Here is a 20451-nt window from a genome sequence, read left to right as displayed (position 1 = left end):
GTTTCTCCTCCCTTTACTCTTGCGGCCGCGCCTGCGGTTTAATGGGCGCGGGAGGCGAAACGAACGGTCGCCATCTCATCAAGCTCGTTTTGCTCGCGCAGCAGTTCCTCTTTTTGGAAAGACTCCAAAGCTTTGCCGCGAGCTTGCATCCATACTTTTTCGTCCAGCATTTTCGTCGTGAGCTGTTCTTTCTTTTCTTCGACTTTTACTTGGGCCGTTTGAATATCTTGACGCTTTTGAAGAATGCATTGGTCGATATAGCTGATGTAATCCTGCATCTGTTGGAGTTGGGAAGCCGAAACGGTATTCGCGCTTTGGTCTTGAAGAGCATCGACCATCGAATCCTTGTCCGAAGACAATTGCGTCAGCGTCTGTTCTTCGGCTTGCAAACGTCCGATGGCCGAAGACAGGTGCATTTCCGCATGATTTTTTTCGCTCGTTTTGAGATCCACGACTTTTTGGAATGCATAAGTGAATTTCAACATTTCCTAAGGTCAGCTCCTTGAGAATTCTTGGATTAAACGTTCTATCGATTCGTCCAACGTCGTTTTTTCGTTTACCTTCTGCTTCGTGAAATCCCAGATTCGCTGGATATTCTCGATCGCTTCGTCGATCTCGTCGCTCGACCCTCGTTGGTAAGCGCCGATGTTGATCAGGTCTTCCGATTCTTTGTATACCGAGAGCAGCCGTTTGAGATTGTTCGCCGCTTCGGTCTGAATCTCGGGCGAGATGTCTTTCATGACCCGGCTGATGCTGGCCAGTACGTCGATCGCCGGAAAATGTCCGCGGTTCGCGATGCCCCGGTTGAGGACGATGTGTCCGTCCAAGATGCCCCGGACCGCGTCGGCGATTGGTTCGTTCATATCGTCGCCGTCGACCAGTACCGTGTAGAACGCGGTGATCGATCCGGTCGGTCCCGTACCGGCCCGTTCGAGAAGCTTGGGCAGGCTGGCGAAGACCGAAGGCGTATAGCCTCTCATCGCCGGCGGCTCGCCGACCGCGAGGCCGACTTCGCGCTGCGCCATCGCGTAGCGGGTAACCGAGTCCATCATCATCATCACGTTCATTCCGCGATCCCGATAATATTCGGCGATGCTGGTCGCAATCAACGCTCCTTTGATCCGGACCAGCGCGGGCTGGTCGGAAGTGGCGACGATGACTACCGAGCGGGCCAAGCCTTCGGGGCCGAGGTCCCGTTCGATAAAGTCCAGCACTTCGCGTCCCCGTTCGCCGATCAGCGCGATCACGTTGATATCGGCCGAAGTGTTCCGGGCGATCATCCCCATCAGCGTACTCTTGCCGACGCCCGAGCCGGCGAAGATGCCGACCCGCTGTCCTTTGCCGATCGTCAGCAGTCCGTCGATCGCTCTTACGCCGACGCTGATCGGCTCGTGCACTCTCGGACGCTGAAGCGGATTGCTCGGAATGTTGAAGGTCGAAGCATGCGCCATTCTCGCCGGAAGCATCGAGCCGTCAAGAGGTCTTCCGAGGCCGTCGAGCACTTTGCCCAGCAGTTCCGATCCGACTTGAACCGTCAGCGGCTTGCCCGTGCCGACCACGTCGCATCCCGGGCCGATCGACTGCAGTTCGCCGAGCGGCATCAGCAGCACTTTGTTGTCCCGAAAACCGACGACTTCGGCTTGGAGCGGAGGGGCCGTCTTGGTCGGGTAAATGTAGCAAACTTCGCCGATGCTTGCGTCCGGTCCTTCGGATTCGACCATCAGTCCGATGACCTGCGTCACTTTGCCGTTCACCCGGATCGGATCGAGCTGCCTGAGCTGATCCAAGTACTTGTCGACCAAAATTTTCTTCACCCTCTCACCTCCGTTTCGTTGTAATGTTTATCGGTGATGCTTACAAGGATTATTCTACACGTTTATAAAAAACCCGCTAAGGCTAAAAAGTGCTATTTCCTGAATTTAAAAAAACCCGGCAGCCTACCGGAATTCCTATAGGTTTCCGACCGGACTAGGAAGTCCTGCATTCCTCTAGTTCCCGGAACCTTCCTCATGCAGAGCCAATCTGAGCAATTCCCGTTTGATCTCGGTAAGCTGAGTATCGATTCGGGCATCCACGCTGCCGAAATTCGACCGGATCACGCATCCGCGGTCTTTGACCGTGGAATCGGGCAAAATCTCGAGTTCGGCTTGCGAATCGATCGACATGGCAAGCTCTTCGCGCGCCGAGTTGATCATCGAAAATTGCGAAGGCGCTACGCACAAAGCGATCGTGCCTTGTTCTCTTTTCCGGGAAAGCGTCTGACGGATCAAGCCGACCGTCAGCTCTTCGTCGTCGGCCAACTTGCGGTCGATGACTTTCTCCGCGATCGCCGTGCTAAGCTCGACCAGGAAAGGTTCCGCTTCTTGAATCATTTCTTCTTTGGTTCTGACACCTTCTTGGATCAGCGCTTGCGCTTCTTCGGCCGCCTGCTGCATCCGCAGAGCCAATTCGGCTTCGGCTTGAGCTTTGCCTTCCTCATAACCTTCTCGAAACCCCTGAGATTTGACCGCTTCGATCAGATGCTCGTCCTGCTCCCGCTTTTCCTGCCACCAGAGTTCGATCTGCTGCTGCGCTTCCGCCAACATGCGTTCCGCTTGATCGGCGGCTTCGCGAATCTGAAGCTCGGCGAAGTCTTTGGCGTCCCGAATCATCTCGTCTTTGAGCATAACCGTCTGTTGATCGGCAACCGGAGCCCGAAGTCCGTTCTGCTCGTCTTCAGGCTGGTGTTTCGAAGCATAGTGCCGGTGCAGATCCAGTTTGACAAACTCTTCTTTAGGCACGTATTGCGAAGATTTAATGAGGTTAGACAATGATATCATCTCCTCCGCCGCGAGCGATAATGATCTCTCCAGCTTCTTCCAGCTTACGGATAATCGTTACGATACGAGTCTGCGCTTCTTCGACGTCGCGCAGCCGTACAGGACCCATGAATTCCATTTCCTCGCGGAACGTTTCGGCCATCCGTTTGGACATGTTCTTGAATACGACTTCGCGAACTTCTTCGCTGGCCACTTTAAGCGCAAGCTGCAAGTCGGCGTTTTCCACATCGCGGATGATGCGCTGAATCGAACGGTCGTCGATGTTGACGATATCTTCGAACACGAACATTCTCTTTTTGATTTCTTCCGCCAATTCCGGATCTTGAATTTCGAGCGAATCCAGAATCGTGCGTTCCGTTCCCCGGTCTACGCCGTTGAGGATCGAAACGATCGATTCGATGCCGCCTGCCGTCGCGAAGTCCTGCGTAACGGTCGAAGACAGCTTCTGTTCCAGCACGCGTTCGACTTGAGCGATGACTTCCGGAGAGGTGCTGTCCATCATCGCGATCCGCCGTGCCACTTCCGCCTGCTTTTCCTGCGGAAGCGAAGAAAGGATGATGGATGCCTGATCGAACTGCAAATACGACAGCACCAACGCGATCGTTTGCGGATTTTCGTTTTGAATAAAGTTCAAGATTTGGCTCGGATCGGCTTTACGCGCAAAATCGAACGGCCGCACCTGCAAGGTTGCGGTCAATCGATTGATGACTTCCAAGGCTTTTTGCTCGCCGAGCGCTTTTTGCAGAATCTCTTTGGCGTAGTTGATCCCGCCTTGGGAAATATATTCTTGAGCCAGACAGATCTGGTGGAACTCGGCAAGCACCGAGTCCTTCTCGGAACTGTCCACCTTACGTACGTTTGCGATTTCGAGAGTCAATTGCTCGATTTCTTCGTCCCGCAAATGCTTGAAGATTTGAGCCGACACCTCAGGCCCCAGCGAGATCAACAGAATGGCTGCCTTCTGCCGTCCGCTTAACGTTTGCGAGCTTGCTTTGGCCACACTTCTTCACTCCTATTCATCGGCTAGCCAGGTACGCAGCAGATTAACGAATTCATCCGGCTTTTTCTTGGCGAGAGATTCCAACTGCTTGCGCATCTGGCTTTCTCCGCTGACGGTATCGAGATTGATGGAAGGCATTTCCGCCGGCGTAGGCAGAGCCATTTCTTCGAGCAGTTCCTCTTCGCGCGTTTTTCTTCTGCGGCGCAAGATCAGGAAGAGCGCGACTACGGCCAGAAGCACGACGCCGCCGATGATGCTCCAGAAAAGAACCGGAGACATGCCTGCAGCAGTTGGTGCCGGTTGAGTCGTGGCTACCGAAGGAATGACTTTGATTTTGGCGGCCAGTTCCTCGGGCGAATAGGTCACTCCGGAATCGGCAAGCGAAGCGCCCACGATATTGGACAAGATCCCTTCGATGTTGGTTCTTACCGTTCCGTCTAACGTCGTCGCTCCGTCGGGTGGTTCAATCGCGACGTTAATGGTTAAATCTTTTACGATATATGGGCTTTGCGCGATTTGCTTGGTAATCTGGTTAACTTGGTAATTCACGATCTTGTTGGAAGATTCCGAAGTCGATTGCCCGTTGGAGGTGCTTCCCGGGTAAGTCGGCACGGCCTGCGTTCCCGTTCCCGCTACTCCGCTATCGGCTGCCGCCGCTCCGGTATAACTCTCCTGCACGTCCTGCACGCTGATCTCGATGCCTTTCATGTTGGCTTCGTCAACCGGCGTATACAAGTTCTCCGTGGTATTCACCTGATCGAAATTCAGCTTGGAAGCGACCAATACGTTCACTTTATCGGCTCCCACGATGCTGCCGAGGAACATCTTCACGCTTTTTTCGATGTCGCTCTCGTATTTGCGCTGCATCGTCAGATTGTCCTGAATGGCGCCTGCCGAGCCCGCTCCGAATCCTTCTCCCGAATTGGAAGCGTACAAGATGGTATTATCGCTCGAAATCGTGATGTTATCGATCGGCAGATTCGGCACCGACGTTTTGACGAGATTGAAGTAACTGTCGATCACGTCCTGATTCGGACGGAATCCCGGTTTGAACGTCATCACGACCGAAGCCGAAGCTTGACTTTGATCTTCTTCGCTGGCAAAAAGACTTTCTTTCGGCAAATTCACCAAAACTTTTGCCCCGGCAACGCCGTCCATCATTTTGAGTAAAGATTCGACCTCGCCGTTCAATGCGCTGTTATATTTGACGTTAAACTCGTTTTCGGTCATCCCCAATGCCGACGTCGTCGTTCCGAACATCTTATTGAAGCCGATCGAACCGTTCTGAATGATGCCCTGGGACGCTACGTCGATTCGAACTCTGGCGGCGTTCGTGCTGGGCACGGACAACGTTTTGCCGTCCGAACTCAGTTTGTAAGGAATGCCTGCCGAATCCAGATAAGTCATGGTAGCCGCCGAGTCTTCCGCGCTCAGATCTTGAAAAGCCACCTCGTACTCCGTTTTCGAGAACTGCATGGTCAGTATGACGATCGTCAGCAGCGTGATGGCGACGGTCGATACCAGAAGGGCTTTTTGCGTTTTGCTGAGCCGGTTCCAGTAGCCCAGGAGCGAATCCCTTATTCGGGTCAATCTTTCGTTCACATTTTCACCCCGCTAGGCAGCATATGCTTGATTTCCTTCCCGTTACAATTGTGTTCGCATGATCTCCTGATAAGCCTCGATCACTTTGTTGCGCACTTGCGAAGTCATCTGAAGACCCAGCAGCGCTTGTTCGGCGGTGATCATGACTTGATCCACGCTCGCTTGACCCACCATGAACTGCTTTCCGGTGTTGTCCGCTGTTTTTTCCATATCGGAGACTCCTTGCAGCGCGTTCTGCAAATATTGGCCGAACTCCTGCATCGACTCGTGCGGGGTCGCTTTCGTTCCTTCCTGAACGCTCGAAGCGACGCGATTCGCCATTTGTACCGGGTTAAACATATGATTTTGAATCATGGTAGGCTCCTTTTCCGGCTTGACTTCGCCTCTGTGATGTTAAATGCGGGATTACTTGCCGATTTGCAGCGCTTTGGTAATCATGGCTTTGCTCGCGTTGAGGGCCGTCACGTTCGCTTCGTAAGAACGGGTAGCGGAGATCATGTCGACCATTTCTTTGGCGATATCCACGTTGGGCATTTGCACGTATCCGTTAGCGTCCGCATCCGGATGAGTCGGGTTGTAGACCAGTTTGAACGGCTCTTGGTCTTCTTGGATCTGGGTAACCTTCACGCCCGAAGCCGAGCTTTTGCCGTCCATCGCCGTTTTCAGCTTGTTCGCGAACGAGTTCGTCTCGTTTTCCGAAAAAACGGTCACTTTGCGGCGATAAGGTTGAGCTTTTCCGTCGACCACTTGCGCTCTCGTCGTGTCCGCGTTGGCGATGTTGGAAGAAATCACGTCCATCCGAAGCCGCTGAGCCGTCAGAGCCGATGCGCTAACGTCAAATCCGTTGCTGATTCTCATTAAGCGTTACCTCCCAATGCGGTTCTCATCATCTTGATCTGGTGGGTGACTTCTTCGAGATACGTATTGTAGCGAAGCTGGTTTTCCGCCAGGTTCGTCATTTCCGTATCGATGTCCACGTTGTTGGAATTGTTGTTCATTACGGTGCTCTTGTCGGTCGTGACTTGAGCGGTCGGAACGGAAGCGGAACCGATGGCGATATGGCGGGAATTGGTAATTCGCCCCTTAATAGAACCTACACCATTCATTTCCGACTGAAGCAGACTTTCGAAAGACACTTCGGAACGTTTGAAGAACGGAGTGTCCGCATTGGCGATGTTGTTAGAAATGACTTGCTGTCTGGTGTTCGAAGCATCGATGGCGCTCCGCAGGCGGTTAAAACCCGTATCGTTGAAAATATTCATCGATTCCACTCCTTCTGTTATTAAGCATTGTGCGTTCTATAAATTATACAAAATTAAATTCGGCTAAACTATTGTTTTTCTGAAAAAAGTTACCGATATTTCGAGTGCGCTCTTTTTATCGGACTTTATGAATGGAGAGCAGATAGATTCCTATGCTTTTCGTAACGTCTTACTTAAGTTTCTTCGAGTTGGACCTATAAAACAATAAGAAAAAAGCCCTATCTTTCCTTAGTTGAAAGACAGGGCTTTTTCTTATTTTGATTAAGCCGTTGCTTCATTGAAACGCATTTCGAAAAATGAATATGCTTACACGGCTCAACTCTTCCATCGGACGTCGAATACTCCGCCTGGAACCCTTAGTGACTTCCTAGAGGATGTACTGGCTCAAGTCGCGGTCTTTGGCAATATCGGCCAGCTTCTCGCGTACGTATTCCGGCGTGATGACCATCTGCTCCAGATTCAGTTCCGGCGCTTCGAAAGAAAGATCTTCGAGCAGCTTTTCCAAAATGGTATGCAGACGGCGCGCGCCGATATTCTCGGTATTCTGGTTCACGGAAGCCGCGATGCTCGCAATCTCGCGAATCGCTTCGTCCGAGAACCCGATCTCGATATTCTCGGTCTTCAACAGATCGACATACTGTTTGGTCAGCGCGTTCTGCGGCTCGGTCAAGATCGCGATAAAGTCCTCCAACGTCAGGCTCTCCAACTCTACCCGAATCGGGAAACGCCCTTGAAGTTCGGGGATCAGATCGGACGGCTTGGAGACATGGAAAGCGCCTGCGGCGATAAAGAGAACGTAGTCCGTCTTCACCGGACCGTACTTGGTCATGATGGTCGAACCTTCGACGATAGGAAGGATATCCCGCTGCACGCCTTCGCGCGAGACGTCGGGACCGTGCCCGCGGCCGCTTCCGGCCACTTTGTCGATCTCGTCGATAAAAATGATGCCCGATTGCTCGGCGCGGCGAACGGCTTCCTGATTGACGTCGTCCATATCGATCAGCTTGGCGGCTTCTTCTTGGATCAGCGCTTTGCGCGCTTCGCGGATCGGCAGTTTGCGCCGCTTGGTGCGCTTAGGCAGGAAATTGCCGAGCATTTCTTGAATGTTGCCCATCTGCTCGTTGCCTTGACCGGCCAACATGTCGAACATGTTCGGCATCGCGTCCTCGATATCGATCTCGATCACGTCGTCTTCCAGCTTGCCCGACAACAGATCGAAACGGACTTTGCGGCGGCGTTCGCTCAGGCTGCCTTCTTCGTAGCGCGTTTTCTCCGGCTCCGGTTCCGGCGTTTTGGCGGCTTGGCCGCCGAACAGCATTTCGAACGGATTGCGCTGCGAGGATGCCGACTTGGCGGCCGGAACCAGAATCTCGACGATCCGTTCGTTCGCCATTTCTTCGGCCCGGTCTTTGACGCTCTCCGTACGTTCGGCTTTGACCATGCGGATCGAAGTCTCGACGAGATCGCGCACCATCGCTTCGACGTCGCGTCCCACGTAACCCACTTCCGTGAATTTTGTCGCTTCGACTTTGATAAAAGGAGCGCCGACAAGTTTCGCCAAACGTCGCGCGATTTCCGTTTTGCCGACGCCGGTAGGTCCGATCATCAAGATGTTTTTCGGCACGACTTCGTCGCGCGTTTCTTCCGGCAGCAGGCTGCGGCGGTAACGGTTCCGCAGAGCGACCGCGACCGAACGTTTCGCTTTTTTCTGTCCCACGATGTACTTATCCAGTTCCGCCACGATTTCTCGCGGTGTCAGGGTTTCGTTCTTCATAGCCATTAGCCATACCCTCCACTCTGGGGCGCGCGGCCGCTCGTACGGATCGGCGGAAGACCGATTCGCAAGGCCGGGCGCGCCGTTATTGGCGTTAAAGTTCCTCGACGATGATGTTGTCGTTGGTATACACGCAGATCTCGGCCGCGATTTTCAGCGAAGCTTGAGCGATTTCTTTGGCGTCCATCTCCGCGTGGCGTTTGAGCGCGCGCGCAGCGGACAACGCGAAGTTGCCGCCCGAGCCGATCGCGATGATGTCGTCGTCCGGTTCGATGATCTCCCCGTTGCCCGAGATCAGCAGCATGCCTTCTTTGTCCAATACGATCATCAGCGCTTCGAGTTTCCGCAGCATCTGATCGGTACGCCATTCTTTGACCAATTCGACGGCCGCGCGCTGCAAGTTGCCTTGATGTTCTTCCAACTTGCCTTCGAATTTCTCGAACAGCGTGATCGCGTCGCCGACCGAACCCGCGAATCCGGCCAATACCTGACCGCGGTACAGACGACGAACCTTTTTCGCGTGCTGTTTCATGATGACGTTCTGACCCATCGTGACCTGGCCGTCGCCGGCGATAGCCGCTTTGCCGTTTTTGCGCACCGCGCAAATCGTTGTGGCGTGAAACGTAGTCTCCATCGTGATCCTCCTTTTCGGGGCGCGCGGATCAGCCCTGAGCGGTCGTCAGCGATCGTTCCGCCGTAAAGGCCGCAAGCTTATCCAATGCGCGCTGCGCCAAAGCTTCGTTCTTTTCCTTTTTGTTGCGGATCTTCTGTTCGAGTTTCGGCAGCAGGCCGAAGTTCGCGTTCATCGGTTGGAAATGATCCGGGTCGGCCGTCGTGATATAACGGGCCATACCGCCGAGCGTCGTTTCTTCCGGGAAGACGATCGGCTCTTGTCCGAGCGCCAGATGCGCGGCGTTAATGCCCGCGATCAGCCCCGAAGCCGCCGACTCGACATATCCTTCCACGCCCGTCATTTGACCGGCGAAGAACAGATTCGGACGGGTCTTGCATTGGTACGTCGGCTCGAGCAGTTTCGGCGAATTGATGAACGTGTTGCGGTGCATGACGCCGTAGCGCACGATATCCACGTTTTCGAGTCCCGGAATCATCTGGAACACGCGTTTCTGTTCGCCCCATTTGAGGTGCGTCTGGAAACCGACCAGATTGTACAGGGTGCCCGCAGCGTTGTCTTGACGCAGCTGCACGACCGCGAACGGGTTCTTGCCGGTACGCGGGTCGGGCAGACCGACCGGCTTCATCGGGCCGAACAGCGCCGTCTGACGGCCTCTGCGCATCATCACTTCGATCGGCATGCAGCCTTCGAAATAGATTTCTTTTTCGAACTCTTTTAATTCCGCCGTCTCCGCCGAGATCAAAGCTTCGTAGAAGCGGTCGAATTCTTCTTCGGTCATCGGGCAGTTCAAGTAAGCCGCTTCGCCTTTGTCGTAGCGGGAAGCCAGATAGACTTTGTCCATATCGATCGAATCTTTCTCGATGATCGGCGCCGCCGCGTCGTAGAAGTAGAAATATTCTTCGCCCATAAAGCCTTTGATCTGCTGCGACAGCGACGGCGAAGTCAGAGGTCCCGTCGCGATGACGGTGATTCCGTCTTCCGGAATCTCGGTGACTTCCTCTTCGCGCACGTCGACGAGCGGATGCTCTTTGAGCGCCTGCGTGATGCCGCCCGAGAACAGATCCCGGTCGACCGCGAGCGCCCCGCCCGCCGGAACGGCGCTGGCGTCGGCTTTGCCGATGACCAGCGAGTCGAGCCTGCGCATCTCTTCTTTCAAAACGCCGACCGCGCCCGTAAAGCCGTTCGCGCGCAGCGAGTTGCTGCACACCAGCTCCGCGAAATAGGATGTGTGATGCGCCGGCGTCTTCACTTTTGGCCGCATCTCGTAAAGCGTGACCGGAACGCCGCGGCTGGCGATCTGCCAAGCCGCCTCGCTTCCCGCCAGTCCCGCACCGATTACCGTTACCCGTTGATTGCTGCTCACTTCATGTTCCCCCTATGTTAAGCTTCCGCCGTATCTTCGTTGTCTTCGAGCACTTCCGTGTGGTCGCACGACGTACATTGCAGCTTCGTGCCCTGTTTGCTGCGCTTCTCGACCATCAGCGAGCTGCATACCGGGCAAGGCTTCGCCGACGGGCGATCCCACGATACGAAATCGCATTCCGGATATTTGTCGCAGCCGTAGAAGACGCGGCCTTTTTTGCTTCGGCGTTCCACCACGTGGCCTTCTTTGCACTTCGGACAGATCACGCCGATATTTTTGACGATCGGGCGCGTATTGCGGCAGTCCGGGAAGCCCGAGCAGGCCAAGAACTTGCCGAAACGCCCCATTTTGTAGACCATCGGTTTGCCGCATTTATCGCAGATTTCGTCGGACACTTCGTCCTGAATCTCGATTTCTTTCATTTCTTCTTCGGCGACTTCGAGTCTTTTTTCGAACGTGCCGTAGAACTCTTGCAGTACCCGCACCCATTCTTCTTCGCCTTCTTCCACGTGGTCGAGGCTTTCTTCCATATGAGCCGTGAATTCCGCGTCGAGAATTTCCGGGAAAAACTGTTCCATCTGCTCGTTGATCAGTTCGCCGAGTTCCGTCGGAACGAACTTCTTCTCTTCGATCGCGACGTAGCCGCGCTTCTGGATCGTCTCCAGCGTCGGCGCGTACGTACTCGGACGCCCGATCCCCAGTTCCTCCAGCGTCTTGACGAGCCGGGCTTCCGTGTAACGCGGAGGCGGCTGCGTGAAATGCTGCTTCGGTTCGACTTCTTTGCGCGTCAGCTTGTCGCCTTTGGCAAGTGCCGGAAGGAACTTGTCTTCTTCCACGCTGCCGTCGTCGTTGCCTTCCACGTACACTTTCATGAAACCTTGGAAGCGGACTTTCGAACCGACCGCCCGGAACGTCGCGCTGCCCGATTCGATATCGACCGACATCGTGTCCAACACGGCCGAAGACATCTGGCTGGCGACGAAACGCTCCCATACCAATTTGTACAGCCGGAACTGATCGCGGCTCATGAACGCTTTGACCGATTCCGGATCGCGCGAGATCGACGTCGGACGAACGGCTTCGTGCGCGTCCTGCGCGCCGGCGGATTTCTTGGAGTACTGCCGAGGCGTCTCCGGAACGAAATCGCTGCCGTAACGTTCGCCGATGAACTCTTTCGCTTCTTCCTGCGCGCTTCCGGCGATTCGCGTGGAGTCGGTACGCATGTAAGTGATCAGACCGACCGTGCCTTCCTTGCCGAGATCGATGCCTTCATAGAGCTGTTGGGCGACCGACATCGTTTTGGCGGCGCGGAAATTCAGTTTGCGCGCGGCTTCCTGCTGCAGGGAGCTTGTGGTGAACGGAGGCGAAGGGTGACGCTGACGCTCTCTTTCTTTGACTTCGCCCACGACGAAGTCTTTGCCTTCGAAGGCGGCCATGACTTCCTGCACGTCCTGTTCGCTGTGAAGCTCTTTTTTGGCGCCGTTCAGTTGATGGAACTTGGCTTCGAATTCGTTGCCTTTCACGGCCAAACGCGCGGTAATGCTCCAGTATTCTTCCGGCACGAATTCCGCGATCTCGTTTTCCCGGTCGATGATCAGCTTCACCGCTACCGACTGCACGCGTCCTGCCGACAAGCCTTTTTTGACTTTTTTCCAGAGCAGCGGGCTGATCTTATACCCGACGAGGCGATCCAGAATCCGGCGAGCCTGTTGGGCGTTGACCAGATCCATATTGATCGGTCTCGGCGTCTTGAACGCGTCTTTGACCGCCTGCTTGGTGATTTCGTTGAACACGACGCGGCAGTCTTGGACGTTATCGATATCGAGCGCGTGCGCCAGATGCCAGGCAATCGCTTCGCCTTCGCGATCGGGGTCGGCCGCCAGATAGACTTTTTTGACTTTTTTGCTCGCGTCTTTCAGTTCTTTCAAGATCGAACCTTTGCCGCGGATCGTGATGTATTTCGGATTGAATTCGTTCTCGACTTCGACCCCGATCTGGCTTTTCGGAAGATCCCGAATATGGCCCATGGACGCCTTGACGATGAACTTGCTGCCTAAGTATTTGCCGATCGTTTTCGCCTTTGCGGGCGATTCCACGATGACGAGCGAATCTGCCATAGGTTCGGCCTCCTCTCAAGTTGTATGCGCGCGGCTTTCCGGGCCCCTTGCCCTGAACCGCGCCATTCTTCGATTGTTGGGTGGTACGAATATTGGTTTAGTGTAGGTCGGGGTCAGCGGATCGGTCACCTGTCCAGGTATACACGGCGCCGGAGAGCGACTTCACCTGGCTTTTTATGATTAACGATAGCAGAACGGAATGTAAAAGTCCAAACTCCCAGGACGTCTCCCGCTGCAGTTCGTCGATGCTTGCATCCCCTTGCTCCAATATAACGTATATCTTCCGCTCCTCTTTTGTCAATTTTTCATGTACCTCTTTTTTTTCGCGATCCGCCGCGGCCGAAACGAACAAATGCGAATACTCCTCCAAAATATCGTCCGCGGTCGCGCAAGGTTTGGCCCCGTGTTTGATCAATTCGAACGTTCCCGCGCTTTTGGGCGAAGTCACGGAACCGGGTACCGCGAACACGTCGCGCCCGTTTTCCAGGGCATAGTCGGCGGTGATCAGCGAACCGCTCCGCTGCGCCGCCTCGACGATCAGCACGCCTCTGGACAGTCCGGCGATAATCCGGTTGCGCAGAGGGAACAGTCCCGGCGAAGGACGAGTTCCCGGCGGAAATTCCGAAACCAACAATCCGTGACGGGCGATGTCTTGATGCAGCTGCCGATGTTCGGGCGGATAGACGACGTCCACGCCCGCCCCCAGCACCGCGATGGTGGAACCTCCGCGCTTCAACGCTTCCCGGTGGCAGAATCCGTCGATGCCCCGCGCCATGCCGCTGATCAGGCAGACGCCGCGTTCGGCCAGCGTGCCGGAGATGCGTTCGCAGACGATGCGTCCGTAAGAAGTCGGCATTCGGGTTCCCACTACGGCGATTCCGAAATCGGCCAGCAGTTCCCGTCGGCCGATCGTATACAGCACCCACGGAGCCTGAGCAGTTTCCTTCATTAAAGTAGGATATTCTCCGTCCGCGAAAGTTACCGGAACGATGCCTTTGCTTGCCAAAATCTCCGCGCGTTCTTCGGTTCGCTTCCGATTCAGTTTGCCGGCGGCCGCGGCAAGCTTCCGTTCCGCTCCGAACGACGACCAATCTTCCGGGGAAAGATCGAATAAGTCTTCCGCGCGAATCTGCCGTTCATCCGCGATCGCCTTCAACCTTTGAATGCTTAACCAACCGATCCCCGGCGTCTCGTGCAGCCCGATCAGCCAGAGAGACTCTGCCGGTAAATATAAAGTCATGCCGAATGCCTCCTTTTTAATTCCCTCGAGATTCCGTTATTCGACGCGCAGCGCAAAAAAAGCAGCCTTTCTCCCCATAGGGAAAGAAAGGCTGCTTGCCTAATCAACAAACGAACGCTATTCGATTCGAATCAAGCCGAAAATCAACCTGCCGTGAACGTATCCAGAATGCCGCGTTCTTCCAGAACCGCGACAAGCGTCGAACCCATCTCCGAAGGCGTCGGCGCGACGCGGATGCCGCACTCTTCGAGCTTGGCGATCTTCTCGGCCGCCGTACCTTTGCCGCCCGAGATGATGGCGCCGGCATGGCCCATCCGTTTGCCCGGAGGCGCGGTAGCGCCGCCGATGAAGCCTACGACCGGTTTGGTCATGTTGGCTTTGATCCACTCGGCCGCTTCTTCTTCCGCGGTACCGCCGATCTCGCCGATCATGACGACCGCCTGCGTGCCTTCGTCTTCGTTGAAGAGCTTCAGGATGTCGATAAATTCCGAACCTTTGACCGGGTCGCCGCCGATGCCTACAGCGGTAGACTGGCCGATGCCGCGCGTCGTCAACTGATGCACGGCTTCGTACGTCAGCGTTCCGCTTCGGGATACGACGCCTACTTTGCCCGCTTTATGAATATAGCCCGGCATAATGCCGATCTTGCACGCTTCCGGCGTGATGACGCCCGGACAGTTCGGTCCGATCAGCACGGATTTTTTGCCTTCCATGTAACGCTTGACCTTAACCATGTCCAGCACCGGAATGCCTTCCGTGATGCAGATGACCAGATCCAGCTCGGCGTCTACGGCTTCCATGATGGAGTCCGCGGCGAATGCCGGCGGAACGTAGATTACGCTCGCCGTCGCGCCTGTCGCTTTTACCGCTTCGTTGACCGTATTGAATACCGGAAGTTTAACGGTACTGCCGTTTTCGAGGGTAATCTCGACTTCGGTGCCGCCTTTGCCCGGCGTAACGCCGCCGACCATCTGCGTACCGTATTCCAAGGCGCCTTTCGTATGGAAAAGCCCCGTCTCGCCCGTAATGCCCTGCGTAATGACCTTCGTATTTTTATCCACCAGAATACTCATGCCGATCCACATCCTCCGTTTAAAGTCGGTTTGCGAAACTGACGCTGCGGTGCTTCAGTCGATTATACCAATTCCACGATCTTCTGCGCGCCGTCGGCCATCGAGTCCGCGGATACGATATTGAGTCCCGATTCGTTCAGGATCTTCTTGCCCAGTTCGACGTTCGTGCCTTCGAGGCGCACGACGAGCGGTTTGTCCAGTTTGATCTGCTTCGCCGCTTCCACCACGCCGTCCGCGATGACGTCGCAGCGCATGATGCCGCCGAAGATGTTGATGAAGATCCCTTTGACTTCCGGGTCGGACAGAATGATCTTGAAGGCTTCGGTAACTTTCTCCTTCGTCGCGCCGCCCCCTACGTCCAGGAAGTTGGCGGGTTCTCCGCCGTAGTATTTGATGATATCCATCGTCGCCATCGCAAGGCCCGCGCCGTTGACCATACAGCCGATATTGCCGTCGAGCGCTATGTAGCTCAGGTCGAATTTGGATGCGGCGATTTCTTTCTCGTCTTCTTCGTCCAGATCGCGCAGCGCCAAAATGTCTTTGTGGCGGAACAGCGAGTTGGAATCGAAGTTGAGTTTGGCGTCAAGCGCCATCACGTCGCCCGCGCCCGTCACGACGAGCGGATTGATCTCGGCGATCGAGCAGTCTTTGTCCACGAAGGCCGTGTAGAGCGCCATCATGAACTTCGCCGCTTTGTTCACCAGTTCTTTCGGAATGTTGATCGCGTAAGCCAGACGGCGAGCCTGGAAAGGCTGCAATCCGACGGCCGGGTCGACCACTTCGCGGAAGATCTTCTCCGGAGTGGCGGCCGCCACTTCTTCGATCTCCGTTCCGCCTTCTTCCGAAGCCATCAGCACCACGCTGCCGGTTCCCCGGTCCACGACGACGCCGACGTAATATTCTTTTTTGATGTCGCAGCCTTCTTCGATCAGAAGACGCTTGATCTCTTTGCCTTCGGGTCCGGTCTGATGGGTTACGAGCACTTTGCCGAGCAGCTCCTCGGCGTAAGTCCGTACTTCATCCAGACTTTTCGCAATCTTGACCCCTCCGGCTTTGCCCCGTCCGCCCGCATGGATCTGTGCCTTTACGACGACGACCGGACTTCCGAGTTCGCGGGCCGCGTTCACGGCTTCTTCGACGTTGAACGCTACCTTCCCGCGCGGCACGGATACTCCGTACTGCTGCAAAACTTCTTTGCCTTGATATTCGTGGATATTCATTTTGAATCCTCCTATCAAATTGGCTCGCACCAGGCGGGTTGCCAGGCAGAAAAGTACAACCTCAATCATTATAGCACGACTGATAGGTGATTTTAAAACGCTTTCTTAAAATTCGAACTATTCCGCTTTTTTCGACACGTTTTTCTTTTCGTTCGTTCGCCCTTTTCGCCATCTCTTTTCTTTTTCGACAAAAAGAGTTTCCCCTCCCGGTCTCTCCGAACGATCGAACGCCGAAAAAGCCGAAGTCCCCTAGGACTCCGGCTTCCGCGTAAACGAATCTTTTCGTGACGATCGATCCGTTGTTTATTTGCCCGACGATTTGATATTGACTTCATGCGCCCGAGCCAGCAGGTTCTGGAAACGGCCGAGCAGTTCCAAGAACTCCGGCACTTCCATTTGCAGGTCTCTCGCCATGCATTCGGGAATCGGAGCGGCTTTCTCTCTCAATTCCTTGCCTTTCTCGGTCAAGGAAATGAATACTTTGCGTTCGTCTTCGGTGGAGCGGTTGCGTTCGACCAACCCGGCGCTCTCCAGACGTTTGAGCAGCGGAGTCAACGTTCCCGAATCGAGGAACAATTCCTCGCCCAATTCCTTCACCGTGCGTTCGTCTTGTTCCCATAACACGATCAGCACCAAATACTGCGAATAAGTCACGCCCAATTGTTCCAGATACGGCTGATACATCTTCGTGATCTCGCGCGAACTGGCATAGATCGAGAAGCACAGCATGTTGTCCAATTGAAGCTGCGGATACTCGTCGGTTTTGCCCATAATGCGTACCCCTCTCCTAGATCGTTTCCGATTTTCATTTACAAACATAATCGCATTAAATTTGATTGTTGTAAATACGTTGGGCTAGAATTTGTCGAAAAATTCACTCGAACGGTCACTTTTTTGCAGGTTTCGGATTTTTGCGCCGGATCCGGATACGGCACATCGAATCGTCCGGCCGCCCGTTCGATCGCTTCGATCGTCTTGACTTCCTTCAAGCTCCCGTTACAATAGAAGAAGTCGAAGGGGATCGGTTATCGCCCCTGTTCTATTTCCGAAAAAAGAGGAAGCACCCTTTTTCGAGCCGCGCGGCAGCATGCCGCCATTTTACGAAAAAGAGGTGTTTTTGGTGTACGGAAAAAGTTATAGCGCGTGCCTGTACGGCGTGGACGGCGTCATCGTCGAAGTCGAGGTAGATATCACGAACGGGCTGCCGGCGACGGCGGTGATCGGACTTCCGGACTCCGCCGTGCGCGAAGCGACCGACCGGGTCAAAGCCGCGCTCAAAAACTGCGGGTTCCGCTTTCCCAATCGACGGATCACGATCAGTCTCGCTCCAGCCGATCTGCGAAAAGAAGGCTCTTCGCTCGATCTCGCCATCGCGCTGGGAATCCTGCTCTCCGACGAACAGCTTCGGCTTCCCGAAGGGCGCCGCTTCGTCGCGATCGGGGAACTCTCGCTCGACGGAACGCTGCGGCCCGTTCCCGGCGTGTTGGCGATGGCCGACTGCGCTAAGCGGCAAGGCTTCGACGCCGTCTTGATCCCTCCGCAAAACGCGAACGAAGCCGCGCTGGTCAACGGGATCGACATCTATGCGCTTCCCCATCTGCGCATGCTCGTTCCCGAAAGCCAGCGCGAAGAATTGGCGGCCGGGCGGGAGCGGCGTTACGATTTCGACGCGGACGGACTGCTCTATCTGCCGCAGGCAAGCCTGCCCGCTTCTTTTCCGGCTGCCGCTTCGCCGGACGGCGACGATTATATCGACGTCTTCGGGCAAGAACATGCCAAACGCGCGCTGACGATCGCGGCGTCGGGCATGCACAACATTCTGCTCTCGGGTCCGCCCGGTACCGGCAAAACGATGCTGATCAAAAGGCTGCCGAGCATCATGACCGAGTTGTCCGAAAACGAAGCGCTGGAAGCGACCAAGATTCTGAGCGCGGCCGGACGATTGCCAAGCGCGAGTCAAGGCCTGATCCGGAAACGTCCGTTCCGTTCGCCGCATCATACCATCTCGCCTTCGGGACTTGCGGGCGGCGGCTCGATTCCGCGGCCGGGCGAAGTCAGCTTGGCTCACCGCGGCGTGCTGTTTCTCGACGAACTCCCGGAATTCTCCAGAGGCACGCTCGAAGTGCTGCGCCAACCGCTCGAAGACCGGATCGTCACGATCAGCCGCGCGCGGGCTTCGTTTACTTTCCCGGCCCATTTCATGCTGGCCTGTTCGATGAATCCTTGTCCTTGCGGCGGCGGACGCGGCGAAGACGGATATTCCGCCTGCACCTGTTCCGCTTCGGCGATCGCCCGTTACCGCAGCCGCATTTCGGGGCCGCTGCTCGACCGTATCGATATGCAGATCGAAGTCCCGCAGCCTTCATCCGGCGATTCGGCCGCGCCCGGTCTGTCGTCCGCCGATTTGAAAAATCGGGTCGAAGCGGCTGCGGAACGTCAGCGGGCCCGCTATCGGGAACTGCCGGCGGAATCGAACAGCGACCTGAGCGGAGCGCTGCTCCGCAAATACGCTTCGCCCGGCCGCGAAGCGGCGCTGCTGCTCGATACCGCGATCGGCGCTTTGGGACTCAGCATGCGTTCGCGGGACCGGATTCTGAAATTGGCGCTGACGATCGCCGATCTGGAAGATTGCGCGGAGATCCGCACCGAACATGTCGCCGAGGCTTTGCAGTATCGGCAGATGGACCGCAGAGAGCGGGATTGAATCGGACGGATACGGAAACTCCGAAGCGATTCGCATATGGACAAACCGAACAGGACCGCTCGCGGGGAGCGGTCCTGTTTGTCGTTTATCCCCAATCAAAAGTCAAAAAGCTTCTTCGATCTGTTCCAGCGAACGGATCTCCAGATTTCGGCCCAACATGACCGCGATCACGTCGAAACGGATCGGTCGGTCGGACAAACCGAAGCGGTGCAGATACGCTTCCGCCGTATGGCGCACTTTGCGAATCTTGCGGGCATCGACCGATTCGGCCGGAAGACCGAATCCGCTGCCGCTTCGGCTGCGCACTTCGACGAACAGAATCGTCTCGCCTCGGACCGCGATCAGGTCCAGCTCTCCGGTCCGGCAGCTCCAATTGCGTTCTTTGACGGTCCAGCCGTTCCGCTCCAAATGCAAAGCCGCCGCGTCTTCGGCGGCTTTGCCTTTTTCTTTGCGGGTATAAGCCGTCCGCGCGGGTCCTCTATGTAAGGAAGCGGCTCCGGCCGAAGCAGGCGCTTCCTTCGTCTTGCGTTCGTTATCGCTCATCGGCCGCTCCTTCTGCCTGCTTCCCGGTCGCTTCGATAAACGAAAGCCAACAGCTCGGCGACCAGCCCGTACAGTTCGGCCGGAATCTGCTGATCCAGATCGAGCTTGGATAACACTTCGACCAATGCGGCGTCTTCCTGAATCGGAACGCCGGCATCCTGCGCGCGGGCGAGAATAGCTTCCGCGATGCTGCCTTTGCCTTTGGCGACGACCACCGGCGCGTTCATCTGATCCGGCGAATATTTAAGCGCGACGGCCCGTTTGCGGGCCGTTTCTTCGGGTTTCGGTTCTTTCCCGTTCATATCTTCACATCCACCCCGCGATAAGATTGCGGCGTATAAGAGAGCGTGGTATTCCCTTCGCCGACGGCGTCCACCGTGCGTTGAGGCAGCGCGTCGGTGCGCAGCGCCATCAGTTGGTAGCCCGCCGCATGCAAAGCCGACGAAATCTCCGCTTGTCCGGCTTCGAGCAGCGGACGCGCCCATTCTTCGTCGTTGCGGAAATTCAAGCTGACTTTGCGGTCTACCACCTGCACGTCGATCACGGTACGTCCCAGCGCTTTCATGTCGAGATCGAACCACAATCGGCAGTTCGAAGCGTCGAGTTCGCCTTTGGGTCCCCGCTTCGATTCGATCTGCACGGACGCCGTCTGATTGCCGTCCGGACCGACGAACGGCAGGAACATCGTCACCTGCGCGAAAGGCGCGGTGCGGTCCGTATTCAGCAGAAGCTGCTGTCCGGTCAACTGCTGGACGGCCTGCTGCGCGGCGTCTTTGATTCCGGCCGGAAGCGTGTCCGACGAGGAGAGCTGCAGAAGCAGCGACTTCAACGTCTCCCGCACTTCGGCGGCCGCAGGCTGGGCGGCTTGAGGCTGCGCGGCTTTGCCGTCGGCGGTCGCGGCGTCGGGGCGAAGCTCGTCGCCTTGAACCGCGCGCAGCGCCTGCTCGGCGGCGGCTCGCACGGCCGCCGAGACCCCCGGACGAGAATCCGCGTTCGGGGCGGAGGCCGCCTGCTCGGCGGCGGCCGGGGTTCCCACCGCGGCAGGCGCGGCGGCGGACTGCGCCGAAGCGGCGCCGCCCTGCGGAGCGGCCTGCTGCGCC

General features: G+C 56.0%; 19 protein-coding genes and 1 pseudogene. 1 reads left to right on the top strand and 19 read right to left on the bottom strand.

Annotation, left to right across the window (positions count from 1 at the left end; genetic code table 11):
- Positions 1–38: 38 nt before the first annotated feature.
- From fliJ to CDO73_RS20185, 16 genes are all read right to left on the bottom strand, one after another.
- On the bottom strand, positions 39–482 hold the full coding sequence (gene fliJ / locus CDO73_RS20260; protein WP_088490440.1) for a flagellar export protein FliJ: 444 nt from the start codon (positions 480–482) through the stop codon (positions 39–41).
- A 12-nt stretch (positions 483–494) separates the two neighbouring features.
- The gene (gene fliI, locus CDO73_RS20255) at positions 495–1814 is read right to left on the bottom strand and encodes a flagellar protein export ATPase FliI (protein ID WP_088490344.1); all 1320 of its coding nucleotides are present in this window, start codon (positions 1812–1814) and stop codon (positions 495–497) included.
- Positions 1815–1988: 174 nt separating this feature from the next.
- On the bottom strand, positions 1989–2810 hold the full coding sequence (locus tag CDO73_RS20250; RefSeq protein ID WP_088490343.1) for a FliH/SctL family protein: 822 nt from the start codon (positions 2808–2810) through the stop codon (positions 1989–1991).
- Positions 2803–3819, bottom strand: coding sequence for a flagellar motor switch protein FliG (fliG, locus tag CDO73_RS20245; RefSeq protein ID WP_088490342.1), 1017 nt, complete (start codon positions 3817–3819; stop codon positions 2803–2805). The genes CDO73_RS20250 and fliG overlap by 8 nt, the downstream gene beginning before the upstream one ends.
- 12 nt (positions 3820–3831) lie before the next feature.
- Positions 3832–5421, bottom strand: a complete 1590-nt coding sequence (fliF, locus tag CDO73_RS20240) for a flagellar basal-body MS-ring/collar protein FliF (protein ID WP_088490341.1) — start codon at positions 5419–5421, stop codon at positions 3832–3834.
- A gap of 42 nt (positions 5422–5463) precedes the next feature.
- Positions 5464–5775 carry a flagellar hook-basal body complex protein FliE gene (gene fliE, locus CDO73_RS20235; protein WP_088490340.1) on the bottom strand — a complete coding sequence of 104 codons (312 nt, stop codon included), beginning with the start codon at positions 5773–5775 and terminating at the stop codon, positions 5464–5466.
- Positions 5776–5826: 51 nt separating this feature from the next.
- Positions 5827–6279, bottom strand: a complete 453-nt coding sequence (flgC, locus tag CDO73_RS20230) for a flagellar basal body rod protein FlgC (protein ID WP_088490339.1) — start codon at positions 6277–6279, stop codon at positions 5827–5829.
- The gene (flgB, locus tag CDO73_RS20225) at positions 6279–6683 is read right to left on the bottom strand and encodes a flagellar basal body rod protein FlgB (protein WP_088490338.1); all 405 of its coding nucleotides are present in this window, start codon (positions 6681–6683) and stop codon (positions 6279–6281) included. The genes flgC and flgB overlap by 1 nt, the downstream gene beginning before the upstream one ends.
- Before the next feature lie 367 nt (positions 6684–7050).
- Positions 7051–8457: an ATP-dependent protease ATPase subunit HslU gene (gene hslU, locus CDO73_RS20220; protein ID WP_088490439.1), complete on the bottom strand. Its 1407-nt coding sequence runs from the start codon at positions 8455–8457 to the stop codon at positions 7051–7053.
- 94 nt (positions 8458–8551) lie between these two features.
- Positions 8552–9091: an ATP-dependent protease subunit HslV gene (gene hslV / locus CDO73_RS20215; RefSeq protein WP_087800869.1), complete on the bottom strand. Its 540-nt coding sequence runs from the start codon at positions 9089–9091 to the stop codon at positions 8552–8554.
- 28 nt (positions 9092–9119) lie between these two features.
- The gene (gene trmFO / locus CDO73_RS20210; RefSeq protein ID WP_088490337.1) at positions 9120–10454 is read right to left on the bottom strand and encodes an FADH(2)-oxidizing methylenetetrahydrofolate--tRNA-(uracil(54)-C(5))-methyltransferase TrmFO; all 1335 of its coding nucleotides are present in this window, start codon (positions 10452–10454) and stop codon (positions 9120–9122) included.
- 17 nt (positions 10455–10471) lie between these two features.
- Positions 10472–12571, bottom strand: a complete 2100-nt coding sequence (topA, locus tag CDO73_RS20205) for a type I DNA topoisomerase (RefSeq protein WP_088490336.1) — start codon at positions 12569–12571, stop codon at positions 10472–10474.
- Positions 12572–12668: 97 nt separating this feature from the next.
- Positions 12669–13811: a DNA-processing protein DprA gene (gene dprA, locus CDO73_RS20200; protein WP_088490335.1), complete on the bottom strand. Its 1143-nt coding sequence runs from the start codon at positions 13809–13811 to the stop codon at positions 12669–12671.
- A 143-nt stretch (positions 13812–13954) separates the two neighbouring features.
- Entirely contained in the window at positions 13955–14884 is a 930-nt protein-coding gene (sucD, locus tag CDO73_RS20195; protein WP_088490438.1) for a succinate--CoA ligase subunit alpha, read from the bottom strand.
- Positions 14885–14946: 62 nt separating this feature from the next.
- Positions 14947–16104 carry an ADP-forming succinate--CoA ligase subunit beta gene (gene sucC, locus CDO73_RS20190; protein ID WP_088490334.1) on the bottom strand — a complete coding sequence of 386 codons (1158 nt, stop codon included), beginning with the start codon at positions 16102–16104 and terminating at the stop codon, positions 14947–14949.
- A 303-nt stretch (positions 16105–16407) separates the two neighbouring features.
- Complete coding sequence (locus CDO73_RS20185; RefSeq protein ID WP_088490333.1) at positions 16408–16875, bottom strand: MarR family winged helix-turn-helix transcriptional regulator; 468 nt, start codon at positions 16873–16875, stop codon at positions 16408–16410.
- 349 nt (positions 16876–17224) lie between these two features.
- Between CDO73_RS20185 and CDO73_RS20180 the strand changes: the two genes are divergently transcribed.
- Positions 17225–18808, top strand: a complete 1584-nt coding sequence (locus tag CDO73_RS20180; protein ID WP_088490437.1) for a YifB family Mg chelatase-like AAA ATPase — start codon at positions 17225–17227, stop codon at positions 18806–18808.
- A gap of 102 nt (positions 18809–18910) precedes the next feature.
- On the opposite strand, the gene CDO73_RS20175 is transcribed toward CDO73_RS20180, so the two are convergent.
- From CDO73_RS20175 to CDO73_RS26850, 3 genes and pseudogenes are all read right to left on the bottom strand, one after another.
- A complete protein-coding gene (locus CDO73_RS20175) occupies positions 18911–19351 on the bottom strand; it encodes a YraN family protein (protein WP_088490332.1) in 441 nt (146 codons plus the stop codon).
- Positions 19348–19653 carry an EscU/YscU/HrcU family type III secretion system export apparatus switch protein gene (locus CDO73_RS20170; protein WP_088490331.1) on the bottom strand — a complete coding sequence of 102 codons (306 nt, stop codon included), beginning with the start codon at positions 19651–19653 and terminating at the stop codon, positions 19348–19350. Before CDO73_RS20170 ends, CDO73_RS20175 begins: the two co-directional genes overlap by 4 nt.
- A pseudogene (locus tag CDO73_RS26850) lies at positions 19650–20451 on the bottom strand (flagellar hook-length control protein FliK); the annotation flags it as partial. The pseudogene CDO73_RS26850 and the gene CDO73_RS20170, both read right to left, overlap by 4 nt.

The organism is Saccharibacillus sp. O23, assembly GCF_002205895.1.
Taxonomy (GTDB): domain Bacteria; phylum Bacillota; class Bacilli; order Paenibacillales; family Paenibacillaceae; genus Saccharibacillus.
This window is presented reverse-complemented; position numbering and strand designations above follow the sequence as displayed.

What these genes read in the sequence shown, in the direction of transcription:
- fliE (WP_088490340.1), bottom strand. Translation starts at nt 5,775, where the DNA reads ATGATTCAAAATCATATGTTTAACCCGGTACAAATGGCGAATCGCGTC.
- flgC (WP_088490339.1), bottom strand. Translation starts at nt 6,279, where the DNA reads ATGAGAATCAGCAACGGATTTGACGTTAGCGCATCGGCTCTGACGGCT.
- flgB (WP_088490338.1), bottom strand. Translation starts at nt 6,683, where the DNA reads ATGAATATTTTCAACGATACGGGTTTTAACCGCCTGCGGAGCGCCATC.
- hslU (WP_088490439.1), bottom strand. Translation starts at nt 8,457, where the DNA reads ATGAAGAACGAAACCCTGACACCGCGAGAAATCGTGGCGGAACTGGAT.
- hslV (WP_087800869.1), bottom strand. Translation starts at nt 9,091, where the DNA reads ATGGAGACTACGTTTCACGCCACAACGATTTGCGCGGTGCGCAAAAAC.
- topA (WP_088490336.1), bottom strand. Translation starts at nt 12,571, where the DNA reads ATGGCAGATTCGCTCGTCATCGTGGAATCGCCCGCAAAGGCGAAAACG.
- dprA (WP_088490335.1), bottom strand. Translation starts at nt 13,811, where the DNA reads ATGACTTTATATTTACCGGCAGAGTCTCTCTGGCTGATCGGGCTGCAC.
- sucD (WP_088490438.1), bottom strand. Translation starts at nt 14,884, where the DNA reads ATGAGTATTCTGGTGGATAAAAATACGAAGGTCATTACGCAGGGCATT.
- sucC (WP_088490334.1), bottom strand. Translation starts at nt 16,104, where the DNA reads ATGAATATCCACGAATATCAAGGCAAAGAAGTTTTGCAGCAGTACGGA.
- CDO73_RS20185 (WP_088490333.1), bottom strand. Translation starts at nt 16,875, where the DNA reads ATGGGCAAAACCGACGAGTATCCGCAGCTTCAATTGGACAACATGCTG.
- CDO73_RS20175 (WP_088490332.1), bottom strand. Translation starts at nt 19,351, where the DNA reads ATGAGCGATAACGAACGCAAGACGAAGGAAGCGCCTGCTTCGGCCGGA.
- CDO73_RS20170 (WP_088490331.1), bottom strand. Translation starts at nt 19,653, where the DNA reads ATGAACGGGAAAGAACCGAAACCCGAAGAAACGGCCCGCAAACGGGCC.